Annotated in this window: 10 protein-coding genes; 6 read left to right on the top strand and 4 right to left on the bottom strand. The window is 61.0% G+C overall.

The annotated features are described in order from the left end of the window. The first annotated feature begins 176 nt into the window (after nt 1-176). Nucleotides 177-356 carry a PA1571 family protein gene (locus BK660_RS17510; RefSeq protein ID WP_027921696.1) on the top strand — a complete coding sequence of 60 codons (180 nt, stop codon included), beginning with the start codon at nt 177-179 and terminating at the stop codon, nt 354-356. A 158-nt stretch (nt 357-514) separates the two neighbouring features. Here BK660_RS17510 and pdxB read toward each other — a convergent pair whose 3' ends face one another. Next, complete coding sequence (gene pdxB, locus BK660_RS17505) at nt 515-1,657, bottom strand: 4-phosphoerythronate dehydrogenase PdxB (RefSeq protein WP_123434303.1); 1,143 nt, start codon at nt 1,655-1,657, stop codon at nt 515-517. Between the two features lie 326 nt (nt 1,658-1,983). Between pdxB and BK660_RS17500 the strand changes: the two genes are divergently transcribed. Beyond that, nucleotides 1,984-3,393 carry an MATE family efflux transporter gene (locus BK660_RS17500; protein WP_123434302.1) on the top strand — a complete coding sequence of 470 codons (1,410 nt, stop codon included), beginning with the start codon at nt 1,984-1,986 and terminating at the stop codon, nt 3,391-3,393. Here BK660_RS17500 and tusA read toward each other — a convergent pair. Then, nucleotides 3,390-3,641, bottom strand: coding sequence for a sulfurtransferase TusA (gene tusA / locus BK660_RS17495; RefSeq protein WP_007945068.1), 252 nt, complete (start codon nt 3,639-3,641; stop codon nt 3,390-3,392). The two genes, BK660_RS17500 and tusA, sit on opposite strands and share 4 nt — an antisense overlap. Nucleotides 3,642-3,819: 178 nt before the next feature. Further along, entirely contained in the window at nt 3,820-4,893 is a 1,074-nt protein-coding gene (rlmM, locus tag BK660_RS17485) for a 23S rRNA (cytidine(2498)-2'-O)-methyltransferase RlmM (RefSeq protein ID WP_123434300.1), read from the bottom strand. A 210-nt stretch (nt 4,894-5,103) separates the two neighbouring features. Between rlmM and acnA the strand changes: the two genes are divergently transcribed. The 3 genes from acnA (at nt 5,104) to BK660_RS17465 (ending at nt 10,561) form a co-directional block, all read left to right on the top strand. After that, nucleotides 5,104-7,845, top strand: coding sequence for an aconitate hydratase AcnA (gene acnA, locus BK660_RS17480; protein WP_123434299.1), 2,742 nt, complete (start codon nt 5,104-5,106; stop codon nt 7,843-7,845). Nucleotides 7,846-8,100: 255 nt separating this feature from the next. Then, the gene (locus BK660_RS17470) at nt 8,101-8,892 is read left to right on the top strand and encodes a CPBP family intramembrane glutamic endopeptidase (protein ID WP_123434297.1); all 792 of its coding nucleotides are present in this window, start codon (nt 8,101-8,103) and stop codon (nt 8,890-8,892) included. 103 nt (nt 8,893-8,995) lie between these two features. Further along, nucleotides 8,996-10,561 carry a methyl-accepting chemotaxis protein gene (locus BK660_RS17465; protein ID WP_123434296.1) on the top strand — a complete coding sequence of 522 codons (1,566 nt, stop codon included), beginning with the start codon at nt 8,996-8,998 and terminating at the stop codon, nt 10,559-10,561. A gap of 204 nt (nt 10,562-10,765) precedes the next feature. Here the strand turns inward: BK660_RS17465 and BK660_RS17460 are convergent, their stop codons facing one another. Next, a complete protein-coding gene (locus tag BK660_RS17460; RefSeq protein WP_123434295.1) occupies nt 10,766-11,443 on the bottom strand; it encodes an alpha/beta family hydrolase in 678 nt (225 codons plus the stop codon). Nucleotides 11,444-11,541: 98 nt separating this feature from the next. Here BK660_RS17460 and ccoN point away from each other — a divergent pair, with 98 nt between their 5' ends. Then, entirely contained in the window at nt 11,542-12,966 is a 1,425-nt protein-coding gene (gene ccoN / locus BK660_RS17455; RefSeq protein ID WP_123434294.1) for a cytochrome-c oxidase, cbb3-type subunit I, read from the top strand. Nucleotide 12,967 lies beyond the last annotated feature (1 nt).

The raw sequence follows: 12,967 nt of genomic DNA, 5'->3' as shown, positions 1-12,967 counted from the left end.
GTTAATTATGACCGGGACGACTAGCCCCTAGACGCTATTGGTCTAAAGTCCGGGTGGCAACGTACTTAAATATCTGGTGGAGTGAGGTTGCCGTTCGGGAAAGATCGCAGGGAGTTGTCATAGCCCGGTCACCTGATGGTTTTAAAGTAAGCACACACCTGAAGAGGAGACAGGCCATGTCCTTGCAAAACAGCAGCGAAGACAAGATTCAAGTGATCCGCACACAGCCCGACCAGTCTCTGGGTTGCTCGATTATCGATGCCGATGGGCGTGAAGTACCGATCACTGAAGACATGATCCAGAAAGCGTGCAGCGAACTGGAAAAGCGATTGGTCAAGCCTGCCGAACAAGAGTGATATAGCCACCGTCTTCTTGACCCGGCCCTGGTTGGCCGGGTTTTTTATGGGTGCTTATCTGGTATTTGCGGTGCGGCCTTCGCGAGCAAGCTCGCTCCTACATTGGAACGCGTACACCTGTGGGAGCGAGCCTGCTCGCGATGGGGCCAACCCTGTGTTCAGCTGAGCGAAGCCCCCAACGCCGCCACAATCTTCTGCAACTCAGCCGACTCCCCCTCAATCCGCACCTGCAGCCCATCAATCTCCCGACGCGACGGATAATGCTTACGCAATGCATCAAACGCCGCACGCTGCTCGTTCACACTGCCGACAAGGCTGCGGCGAAAATCCGCATCGTCACGGCGCGGGTCGTACACACCACGGCACAGCATGGCCAGCGCCCACGCCGGATCAGCCTGCACATGCAGGGTCACTTGCGACAACCACGGCGCCGGCAGCAAATCACTCAGGCTGACCTGAGCGGGCTGTCCGAGAAACTCGCAATACGCCTGATAAATCTGTGCCGTCCCGCGCTGTTTGCCATCAAGGCTGTAACCGGCAATGTGCGGCGTCGCCAGCACGCACAACTCCGCCAGCGCCACGTCGACCTCAGGTTCACCTTCCCAAACGTCGAGCACCGCTTGCAGGTCTTCGCGCTCGAGCAGCACCTGGCGCAACGCGGCGTTGTCGACCACCGGGCCACGACTGGCGTTGATCAGCCAGGTGCCGGGCTTGAGTTGGCCCAAGCGTTTTTTATCGAACAAATGCCAGGTCGACTGCGCGCCGTGCTTCTTCAAGGGCGTGTGCAGGCTGATGACGTCGCACTGCTCAATGATCTGTTCGAGGCTGACAAAATCACCGCCTTCAGCCGCCTGCCGGGGCGGATCACACACCAGCACGTTCCAGCCCAGACCTTGCAGGACCTTGACCAAACGACCGCCGACTTCACCGGCACCGACCACGCCATAGGTGCGGCGAGTCAGGTCAGCGCCTTCGATTTCAGCCAGGGTCAGCAGACTGCCGAGCACATAATCGACCACGCCCCGGGCATTGCAGCCGGGTGCGCTGGACCAGGTGATACCGGCTTGCTGAAAGTAATCCAGGTCCAGGTGATCGGTGCCGATGGTGCACGTGCCAACAAAGCGCACGTTGCTGCCTTCAAGCAAGGCACGATTGACGTTGGTCACCGAGCGGACCAGCAACACATCGGCTTGTTCGACGGTGGCGCGGTCGATGGAGCGCCCCGGTACCCGGCGGATTTCACCGAAACCTGCGAAGAAGGCATCGAGCAGCGGGATATTTTCGTCGGCAACAATCAGCATGGTGGGCTCCTTTGGCGGATCGGCAGTGTAGGCGGAGAAGGATGAGATGAGCCAGCGGGCATTACACAACCCTTGATGGGTAACACCGCTCTCCTGTGGCGAGGGGGCTTGCCCCCGTTGGGTCGCGAAGCGGCCCCATGACCTGCGTCCGCGGTCTGCCTGACAGACCGCAGTGTTTGATTTCACGACTGCTTCGCAGTCGAACGGGGGCAAGCCCCCTCGCCACAGATACGATTACAAATCCCTAACACAGGACTTTTCCTGACCGCTGCGTCAGGGCGTAGAATGCTTCGCCTTGCGCATCAACACCTTTGGACGTTTCGCCTTTGAATTCCGTGACCGACAGCCTTGCCGCCACCACCCTCACCCGCCCGGCCCGGGTTCGCCTGGAGCTGAGAAACCTGCTCACCCTGGCGCTGCCGATCATGATCGCGCAACTGGCGACCACCGCCATGGGGTTCGTCGATGCGGTGATGGCGGGCCGGGTCGGGCCTCGGGATCTGGCGGCAGTGGCACTGGGCAACTCCATCTGGGTGCCGGTGTTTCTGCTGATGACCGGCACCTTGCTGGCCACCACGCCCAAAGTCGCCCAGCGCTTTGGCGCCGGCACCCACAGCGAAATCGGGCCGATTGTGCGTCAGGCACTGTGGCTCGCCTTGGTAGTGGGTTTGATGGCGACCGGCATGCTGTTCAGCGCCGAGCCGATCCTGCACATGATGAAGGTCGATCCCGAATTGATCGGCCCGTGCATGCAATACCTGCACGGCATCGCCAGCGGCTTGCCCGCCGTCGCCTTCTATCATGTGTTGCGCTGCTTCAGTGACGGCCTGGGCCGTACGCGTCCGGCGATGGTGCTGGGCCTGTGCGGGCTGGCGTTGAACATTCCACTCAATTACATCTTCATCTATGGCCACTTCGGTGTACCGGCCATGGGCGGTGTCGGCTGCGGCTGGGCCACGGCGATTGTGATGTGGGTGATGGCGCTGGGCATGGCCGGCTGGGAACGCTGGGCGCCGGCGTATCAATCGAGCCAGTTGTTCAGCCGTTTCGACTGGCCGCAATGGTCGGTGATCAAGCGTCTGCTGGGCATCGGCCTGCCAATCGGCATCGCGGTGTTCGCCGAGTCGAGCATCTTTGCGGTGATTGCACTGCTGATCGGCAGCCTCGGCGCCACCGTGGTCGCCGGGCACCAGATCGCCCTGAACTTCAGCTCGCTGGTGTTCATGATCCCTTACTCCCTCGGCATGGCCGTGACGGTACGGGTCGGCCAGGCCCTCGGTCGACAGGAGCCACGCGAGGCGCGTTTCGCCGCCGGTGTCGGCATGGGCACGGCGCTGGCCTATGCCTGCCTGTCCGCAAGCATGATGCTGTTGCTGCGCGAGCACATTGCAGCGATCTACACCGCTGACCCGACGGTGATTCGAGTGGCCGCGATGTTGATTGTGTACTCGGCGCTGTTCCAGTTTTCCGATGCCATTCAGGTGACGGCAGCCGGCGCATTGCGCGGATACCAGGACACGCGAGTGACGATGATCCTGACCCTGTTCGCCTACTGGGGGATTGGTTTACCGGTGGGTTACGCGCTGGGCCTGACCGACTGGCTAGGTGCGCCAAGTGGCCCGAGCGGGCTGTGGCAAGGTTTGATCGTGGGCTTGAGCTGCGCGGCGCTGATGCTGTCGATCCGCCTGGCGCGCAGTGCACGCAAGCGGATCCGCATCAGTCATTCGGCGGGTTAAGCGAGTTTCTTGCGGATCCAGTACAGGTAGGTGCCCGCCTCTTCGTGCTGCGCCACCAGTTCGTGGTCAAGAAATACGCAGAACTTGGGAATGTCGCGGCGGGTCGACGGATCGGTCGCGATCACCTTGAGCAGGCCACCGGGCACCAGGTCGCGGATGTGCTGGTGCAGCATCATGACCGGTTCCGGGCAGTTGAGGCCGGTGGCGTCGAGGGTGCCGTCTACCGGCGTATCAAGCATTTCACTCATGATTAACTCCTGAAACTGGCCGGCATTGTCGCGCATTGCCGGGTGTTCGGTCATCTGTGTCATAACGCCGTCCCTGTGGGAGCGGGCTTGCTCGCGAAAGCGGTGGGTCAGTCGACATCAATGTTGAATGTCCGTCCGCATTCGCGAGCAAGCCCGCTCCCACATTGGTCCGGGTGTATCAGCGGGACTTGGGTTTCTTTACGTCCAGTCGGCGCAGGTGGCACGTCACTTCTTCGCGGTCGTGATACAGCTGCTTGCAGCCGATCTCTACCCGAATGCCGCGCTCCTTGAAGCCCTCGGCGATGCGTTCCAGCAAGCGCTTCACTTCGGCATAACGCTGTTTCATCGGCAGTTTGAGGTTGACCACCGCTTCCCGGCAATGCCCCTCGCCAATCCACTCTTCCAGCATCGCGGCGTTGCGCGCCGGCTTCTCGACGATGTCGCAAACCATCCAGTCCACCGGCTGCCGGGGCTTGAAGGTGAAACCGTCGGCCATCAAGTGTTGCACCAGACCGGTGTCCATCAGGCTTTCGGCCATCGGACCGTTGTCGATGGCGGTCACCAGCATCCCGCGGTTAACCAGTTGCCAGGTCCAGCCGCCGGGCGCGGCGCCCAAATCAACGCCGGTCATGTCACTGTGCAGACGCTCATCCCACTGATCGCGCGGGATGAAGTGGTGCCACGCCTCTTCCAGTTTCAGCGTCGAGCGGCTTGGCGCCTCACGCGGGAACTTCAGGCGCGGAATGCCCATTGGCCACATTGCCGAGTTATTCGACTCGGCCAGGCCCATGAACACTTCACGGCCGCTCTTGAACGTCAGCAGCAGGCGCGGTTTGTGCGCATCTTCCACCAGTTTGCCAGCGGCCATCAGCGCCTTGCGCAGGTGACCTTCAAACTTCTTGCAGAAGTTCGACAGTTCCTTGCCATCGTTGGTGTCGACCATTTCCAGCCACAGGCTGCCGCACAGCGGAAAGTCCGCCATGTGCGCGAGGATCACGCTGATGCGGTCGGTTTCCGGCAGATCAATAAAGATTCCGCGCGCCCATTGGCGCGGGAAAATCAGCTCGGCGAAACGCTGGCCACGCATCAGGCGCTCGGCGCCGTCTTCTTCGGTGCAGATGAACTCGGCGCAGGCGCTGGCAGCTTTGGCCTTGGCATAACCGGCTACGTTCAGGCGGGCAGCGTGTTCGGCAATCTCGGAACAGACTTCGCCTTCGAAGCCCGGCCGGCAATGCATAAAGAGGGTGTTCATTGAATCTCCTGGGCAATCGGCAATGAATCGATGCGCAAACTTGCCCTGTAGCAAAGCCTGTCACGAAAACCGGCGCATGATAGCCGAGTTCGGAACCTTGGACTTCACCATAGAGTCCAGTTATTAGCCTTAACGTCCAAACAGGGCTAGGTTAAGAGCTCTGTCCGTCCCGCCAGTCCGTAGCCGTGCGGACCCAAAGGAGTCATTTCAATGCCGTCCCTCGATAGCCTGAAAACCCTTAAAACCCTGCAAGTCGACGACAAGACCTACCATTATTTCAGTCTGCCCGACGCTGCCAAAAGCCTCGGTGATCTCGACAAGCTGCCGATGTCGTTGAAAGTACTGCTGGAAAACCTGCTGCGCTGGGAAGACGAAAAAACCGTCACCGGCGCCGACCTCAAGGCAATTGCCGCGTGGCTCAAGGAGCGTCGCTCCGACCGCGAAATCCAGTACCGCCCCGCTCGTGTATTGATGCAGGACTTTACCGGCGTTCCCGCCGTGGTCGACCTGGCCGCCATGCGCGCCGCCATGGCCAAGGCCGGTGGCGACCCGCAGCGCATCAACCCGCTGTCGCCGGTGGACCTGGTGATCGACCACTCGGTGATGGTCGACAAGTTCGCCAGTGCCAGCGCTTTCGAGCAGAACGTCGACATCGAAATGCAGCGCAACGGCGAGCGTTACGCGTTCTTGCGCTGGGGCCAGAGCGCCTTCCACAACTTCAGCGTGGTGCCGCCGGGCACCGGGATCTGCCATCAGGTCAACCTCGAATACCTGGGCCGCACGGTCTGGACCAAGGACGAGGATGGCCGCACCTACGCCTTCCCCGACACCCTGGTCGGCACCGACTCCCACACCACCATGATCAACGGCCTCGGCGTGCTCGGCTGGGGTGTCGGCGGGATCGAAGCGGAAGCGGCGATGCTCGGCCAACCGGTGTCGATGCTGATTCCGGAAGTGATCGGTTTCAAACTCACCGGCAAACTCAAGGAAGGCATCACCGCCACCGACCTGGTGCTGACCGTCACCCAGATGCTGCGCAAGAAAGGGGTGGTCGGCAAGTTCGTCGAGTTCTACGGCGACGGCCTCGCCGACCTGCCGCTGGCCGACCGCGCGACCATCGCCAACATGGCCCCCGAGTACGGTGCCACCTGCGGCTTCTTCCCCGTGGACGACGTTACGCTGGAGTATTTGCGCCTGTCCGGCCGACCACCGGAAACGGTGAAACTGGTCGAGGCCTACTGCAAGGCTCAAGGCCTGTGGCGCCTGCCGGGCAAGGAACCGATCTTCACCGACAGCCTGGCGCTGGACATGACCAGCGTCGAAGCCAGCCTCGCAGGCCCTAAACGTCCGCAGGACCGTGTTTCCCTGCCCAATGTCGCGCAGGCGTTCACGGACTTCATCGACCTGCAATTCAAACCCACCAGCAAGGAAGTAGGACGCCTGGAAAGTGAGGGCGGCGGCGGTGTCGCGGTGGGCAACGCGGATCTGGCCGGTGAAGCCGATTACGAACACGGCGGGCAGACCTACCGTCTGAAAAACGGCGCGGTAGTGATTGCCGCGATCACGTCCTGCACCAACACCTCCAACCCGAGCGTGATGATGGCGGCCGGTCTGGTGGCGAAAAAGGCTGTGGAGAAAGGCCTCAAGCGCAAACCGTGGGTCAAGAGTTCGCTGGCGCCCGGCTCTAAAGTGGTCACTGACTACTACAAGGCGGCGGGCCTGACCCAATACCTCGATGAACTGGGTTTTGCGCTGGTTGGCTACGGTTGCACCACGTGCATCGGCAACTCCGGCCCATTGGCGGAGCCGATTGAAAAAGCCATTCAGGCCGCCGACCTGACCGTTGCCTCGGTGTTGTCGGGCAACCGTAACTTTGAGGGGCGCGTGCATCCACTGGTGAAAACCAACTGGCTGGCCTCCCCGCCGCTGGTCGTCGCCTATGCGCTGGCCGGTACGGTGCGCATCGACATCAGCAGTGAGCCGTTGGGCGATGACAAGGACGGCAATCCGGTGTACTTGCGGGACATCTGGCCAAGCAGCAAGGAAATTGCCGACTCCGTAAGTCAGGTCAACACGGCGATGTTCCACAAGGAATACGCCGAAGTGTTTGCCGGCGACGAGCAATGGCAAGCCATCCAGGTGCCGCAAGCGGCGACCTACGTGTGGCAGGACGATTCGACCTACATCCAGCATCCACCGTTCTTCGACGACATCGGCGGCCCGCCGCCGGTGGTCAAGGACGTCGCCGGGGCCCGGGTGCTGGCGCTGCTGGGCGATTCGGTAACCACCGACCACATCTCCCCCGCCGGCAACATCAAGGCCGACAGCCCGGCCGGTCAGTACTTGCGCGACAAAGGTGTTGAGCCGCGGGACTTCAACTCCTACGGTTCGCGTCGCGGCAACCATGAAGTGATGATGCGCGGCACCTTTGCCAACATTCGTATCCGCAACGAAATGCTTGGCGGCGAGGAAGGCGGCAACACTTTCTATATCCCCACGATGGAGAGAATGCCGATCTACGACGCGGCCATGCGTTATCAAACGTCAGGCACGCCGCTGGTGGTGATTGCCGGTCAAGAATACGGCACCGGTTCAAGCCGCGACTGGGCGGCCAAGGGCACCAACCTGCTGGGCGTGAAAGCCGTCATCGCCGAAAGCTTCGAGCGGATTCACCGCTCCAACCTGGTCGGCATGGGCGTGCTGCCGTTGCAGTTCAAACTGGACCAGAACCGCAAGAGTCTGAACCTGACGGGCAGGGAAACCCTGGATATCCTTGGGTTGACCGGCGTGGAGCTAACACCTCGGATGAACCTGACGCTGGTGATCACCCGTGAAGATGGCAGCAAGGAAAAGATCGACGTGCTGTGCCGCATCGATACGCTCAATGAAGTCGAATACTTCAAGTCCGGGGGAATTTTGCATTATGTGCTGCGCCAGTTGATTGCCTCATAACGGCCTGCTGACAAAGACACCGCCTTCGGGCGGTGTTTTTGTTTGTGCCGGGAGCGGCCCTATAATCCGCGCCCACTGGATTCCATGTCGTGCATACAAAAATGTGAGCGACACAGAATAAATGTGGGAGCGGGCTTGCTCGCGAAAGCGGACCGACAGTCGACAGATGAATTGACTGCTACACCGCCTTCGCGAGCAAGCCCGCTCCCACATGGACCGAGACATCCTGCAAAACTCAGGAAACAAGGACTTCACATGATCGCCCTGCCATGGACCTACCTGGCCTTACTCTCCTTGGGCTTCGCCCTTGCGCTGTCCTACGGCCAACTCAACTGGCTGGCTTTGATCTCCATCGCCTTGCTGATAGTGGCCGGTGTCGCCGTCCGTCAGCAAAAACTCCCGATCGCCCGCTACCTCGGCCACGGTCTGTTCATCTTCCTGGCCATGGCGCTGGCGATGCACTGGCTTCCGGGTTTTTTCAACGGTCGCGCGATCGCCCCTCAATACCTCACCGCCGATGCCGTGCCGTTTTCCATGTACCTGAATCAGGACAAACCGCTGATCGGCTTCTGGCTACTGTTGGTTTGCCCATGGAGTGTCGGCCGGCGTTCCTGGCGCCTTGGCGTTTACGCCACCGCCCTCGCCTTGACGCTGTGTGCCGTACTGGCCTTGGGTGGCGCGCTGTTGTTGGGCATGATCAGTTGGGCGCCGAAGTGGCCGGACCAGGCCTGGCTGTGGCTGCTGAACAATCTGCTGCTGGTCACGCTGGTCGAGGAAGCGCTGTTTCGCGGTTACATCCAGGGCGGCCTGAGCCATCGGTTCAAGCACCTGCCTTACGGCGAGAACCTCGCCTTGCTACTGGCCTCGTTGTTGTTTGGGCTGGTGCACGCAGGCGCTGGCTGGCAATGGATGTTGCTGACGGGGCTGGCCGGTGTCGGGTACGGCCTGGCCTATCGTTTCGGCGGTCTGGGCGCAGCCATCGCCACACATTTCGGCCTGAACCTGCTGCACTTCACGCTGTTCACTTATCCGATGCTCGCGGGTTGAGGCAATGCCCGTTTTGCGACGCAGCGCTGATTATTGAAAAATAATTTCAACTAATTCCTGACACCGCCGACAACCTTTCAAAGCCTTGCGGATTGAATTAGCCATGCGTAACAACCAGCCCATTACTCAACGCGAACGGACCTTCCCGGCACAGCAACGGTTGATTTCCACCACCGATGCCAAGGGCGTGATCACTTACTGCAACGACGCGTTCGTCGAGATCAGCGGGTTTTCTCGTGAGGAACTGGTCCGCGCACCGCACAACCTGGTCCGGCACCCCGACGTCCCGGCCGCCGTGTTCGCGCACATGTGGGGCACTCTGAAACAAGGCTTGCCATGGATGGGCATCGTCAAGAATCGCTGCAAGAGCGGTGATCACTATTGGGTCAACGCCTACGTGACACCGGTGTTCGAAGGCAACCAGGTGATCGGTTACGAGTCGGTGCGGATCAAACCCACCGCCGAACAGATCCAGCGTGCCGAAGCGCTCTACCAACGCATCAACCAGGGCAAGTCCGCCATTCCATCGACGGACAAATGGCTGCCGGTGCTTCAGGACTGGCTGCCGTTCATTCTGGTCAGCCAATTGAGCTTCATGATCGGCGCCACGCTGACCTCACAGTGGGGCTTTGCCCTGGCGGCCGGCCTCTCGGTGCCGTTGGGCCTGATGGGGTTGAGCTGGCAGCAGCGTGGTCTCAAACGCCTGCTGGTCCTCGCTGGGCAAACCACGTCCGACCCGTTGATCGCACAGATGTACACCGACAGCCGCGGCGCTCAGGCGCGTCTGGAAATGTCGATCCTCAGTCAGGAAGCCCGTCTGAAAACCTGCCTGACCCGCCTGCAGGACACCGCCGAACACCTGACCGAGCAAGCAAAGCAGTCCAACGCCCTGGCGCACAACAGCTCCAGCGGCCTGGAACGCCAGCGTGTCGAAACCGAGCAAGTGGCCACCGCCGTCAACCAGATGGCCGCCACCACTCAGGAAGTCGCCAGCCACGTACAGCGCACCGCCGACGCCACTCAAGAAGCCAATCGCCTGACCGGTCGCGGCCGCGACATCGCCGGGGAAACCCGCGAAGCCATCCAGCGTCTGTCGGTGGTGGTGGGTGAAACCGGCCTGACCGTGACCCAACTGGCCAAGGACAGCGACGAAATCGGCGGTGTGGTCGATGTGATCAAAGGCATTGCCGACCAGACCAACCTGCTGGCCCTGAACGCCGCCATCGAAGCGGCTCGCGCCGGGGAGATGGGCCGTGGTTTTGCGGTGGTGGCTGACGAAGTTCGCCAACTGGCGCAACGCACCAGCGAGTCCACCGGGCAGATCCACGCCTTGATCGCCAAGTTGCAGCAGACCGCCAGCACCGCGGTACAAACCATGGAAGCCGGGCATCGCCAGGCCGAAGAAGGCGTGGCGCGGGTCCTGGAAGCGGATCAGGCACTGGTGGGGATCAGCGAAGCGGTGGCCAACATCACCGACATGACCACCCAGATCGCGGCAGCGACGGAAGAGCAAAGTGCGGTGGCTGAGGAGATCAGCCGCAACATCAGCAACATTTCGCAGCTGGCGGACCAGACCTCGGAACAGGCACAGAACTCGGCGTTGTTGAGTGAAGAGCTGACGAAAACCGCGAATACCCAGTATTCGTTGGTGGAGCGGTTTAACCGCTGATTGTTTCTGCAATGAAAAAACCCGGACAGTGGGAGCTTCCGGGTTTTTTATTGCCGATCTGAAAGTCATGTTGCCTGTCAGGGCCTCTTCGCGAGCAAGCCCGCTCCCACAGAGGATCTGCGGTGAACCCACACGTGGGGGCACCAGAGATCAAATGTGGGAGCGGGCTTGCTCGCGAAGGAGGCGGAACTGGCACCGCAAATATCACTGAAGGAATGAAGCAACCTTCTGCGCCGCAGCCGCCAGATGCTGCTCATGCGTAAACCCCGAAGCCTTCAGCGGTTTCAAATCATGATCCCCCGCCACCAGCCACATCATCTCGATGCTCGGAGATAACACATACCGCTCGACAGCCTCCCGATTACCCAGCGCATCGCGCTCACCCTGGACAATCAACGTCGGCGTCTTCAACCCCGCCAGATGTTCAACCCGAGGCTTTTCCGGTTTACCCAACGCATAAAACGGATACCCGAGGCACACCAACGCATCCGCACCCAACTCATCTGCCAGCAAACTCGCCATCCGCCCACCCATCGACTTGCCGCCAATGGCCAGAGGCCCAGTGACATGGCGTCGCACCACGGCATACACCTCACGCCAGCATTCCAGCAGTTTCGGCGCCGGATTCGGTGGTCGTTTACCCCCATCAATACGCCGTTGCGCCATGTACGGAAACTCGAACCGCAACACGTTGACGCCTTGATCGGCGAGGCGTGCCGCCATGTCGTTCATCCAGGCACTGTCCATCGGCGCACCGGCGCCATGGGCGAGGATCAGGGTCGGCGATGCCGCTGTCGAAGCGGCATTCCACAGCCATCCGTGTTCCCGCACGCACTGCGCCCATTGATCCCCGTCAATACCGGCCTTGTGCTGTTTGTCCATGCTTGCCTCGCTTTTAGTCTGCCTATAACTCCGGCCGAAGGGAGCGTCATTGCCTTGCGCAGACGTCTTCACTTCAGCTGAACCGTGGATGGGGAACCATGAACACTTCTATCAGTACCGCCTACAACTACAAGGTGGTCCGCCAATTCGCCATTATGACGGTGGTGTGGGGCATCGTCGGCATGGGGCTCGGGGTTTTTCTCGCGGCCCAGTTGGTCTGGCCCGAACTCAACTTCAATTTGCCGTGGACCAGTTTCGGCCGGTTGCGCCCGCTGCACACCAACGCTGTGATCTTCGCGTTCGGCGGTTGCGCCCTGTTCGCCAGCTCGTTCTATTCGGTGCAACGCACCTGCCAGACGCAGCTGTTCGCGCCAAGAATCGCCGCGTTCTGCTTCTGGGGCTGGCAACTGGTGATCCTGTTGGCGGCCATCAGTCTGCCGCTGGGTTACACCAGTTCCAAGGAATACGCCGAGCTGGAATGGCCGATCGACATTCTGATCACCATCGTCTGGGTCGCCTACGCCATCGTGTTCTTCGGCACGCTGGCCAAGCGCAAGACCAAGCACATCTACGTCGGCAACTGGTTCTTCGGTGCGTTCATCATCACCGTGGCGATTCTGCACATCGTCAACAACCTTGAGCTGCCGGTGAGTTTCACCAAGTCCTACTCGGTGTATTCCGGTGCGACCGATGCCATGGTCCAGTGGTGGTACGGCCACAACGCGGTGGGCTTTTTCCTCACCGCCGGTTTCCTCGGGATGATGTACTACTTCGTGCCGAAACAGGCCGAGCGCCCGGTGTATTCCTATCGCCTGTCGATCGTGCACTTCTGGGCGCTGATCACCCTGTACATCTGGGCCGGTCCGCACCACTTGCACTACACCGCACTGCCGGACTGGGCACAGTCGCTGGGCATGGTGATGTCCTTGATCCTGTTGGCGCCGAGCTGGGGCGGCATGATCAACGGCATGATGACGCTCTCGGGCGCCTGGCATAAGTTGCGCAGCGACCCGATCCTGCGCTTCCTCGTGGTGTCGCTGGCGTTCTACGGCATGTCGACCTTCGAAGGGCCGATGATGGCGATCAAGACGGTCAACGCCCTCTCCCACTACACCGACTGGACCATCGGCCACGTTCACGCCGGCGCCCTCGGTTGGGTAGCGATGATCTCCATTGGCGCGCTGTACCACATGATCCCGAAAATCTTTGGTCGCGAGCAGATGCACAGCATCGGCCTGATCAACGCGCACTTCTGGCTTGCGACCATTGGCACCGTGCTCTACATCGCTTCGATGTGGGTCAACGGCATCGCCCAGGGCCTGATGTGGCGCGCAGTCAATGACGACGGCACGCTGACCTACTCCTTCGTCGAAACCCTGGTGGCCAGCCACCCAGGCTTCGTCGTGCGCCTGGTAGGCGGTGCGATCTTCTTCAGCGGCATGTTGCTGATGGCCTACAACACCTGGCGCACCGTACGGGCCTCGCAGCCTGCCGACGTCGCCGCTGCCGCGCAGATGGCTTGAG

The organism is Pseudomonas brassicacearum, assembly GCF_003732265.1.
GTDB lineage: Bacteria > Pseudomonadota > Gammaproteobacteria > Pseudomonadales > Pseudomonadaceae > Aquipseudomonas > Aquipseudomonas brassicacearum_D.
Note: the sequence above shows the minus strand (reverse complement) of the source record. Positions and strands in the feature narration are given on the sequence as shown.

Coding starts and splice junctions, on each gene's coding strand:
- tusA (WP_007945068.1), bottom strand. CDS start 3,641: ATGAGTGAAATGCTTGATACGCCGGTAGACGGCACCCTCGACGCCACC.
- BK660_RS17460 (WP_123434295.1), bottom strand. CDS start 11,443: ATGGACAAACAGCACAAGGCCGGTATTGACGGGGATCAATGGGCGCAG.
- acnA (WP_123434299.1), top strand. CDS start 5,104: ATGCCGTCCCTCGATAGCCTGAAAACCCTTAAAACCCTGCAAGTCGAC.
- BK660_RS17510 (WP_027921696.1), top strand. CDS start 177: ATGTCCTTGCAAAACAGCAGCGAAGACAAGATTCAAGTGATCCGCACA.
- pdxB (WP_123434303.1), bottom strand. CDS start 1,657: ATGCTGATTGTTGCCGACGAAAATATCCCGCTGCTCGATGCCTTCTTC.
- BK660_RS17470 (WP_123434297.1), top strand. CDS start 8,101: ATGATCGCCCTGCCATGGACCTACCTGGCCTTACTCTCCTTGGGCTTC.
- ccoN (WP_123434294.1), top strand. CDS start 11,542: ATGAACACTTCTATCAGTACCGCCTACAACTACAAGGTGGTCCGCCAA.
- BK660_RS17465 (WP_123434296.1), top strand. CDS start 8,996: ATGCGTAACAACCAGCCCATTACTCAACGCGAACGGACCTTCCCGGCA.
- rlmM (WP_123434300.1), bottom strand. CDS start 4,893: ATGAACACCCTCTTTATGCATTGCCGGCCGGGCTTCGAAGGCGAAGTC.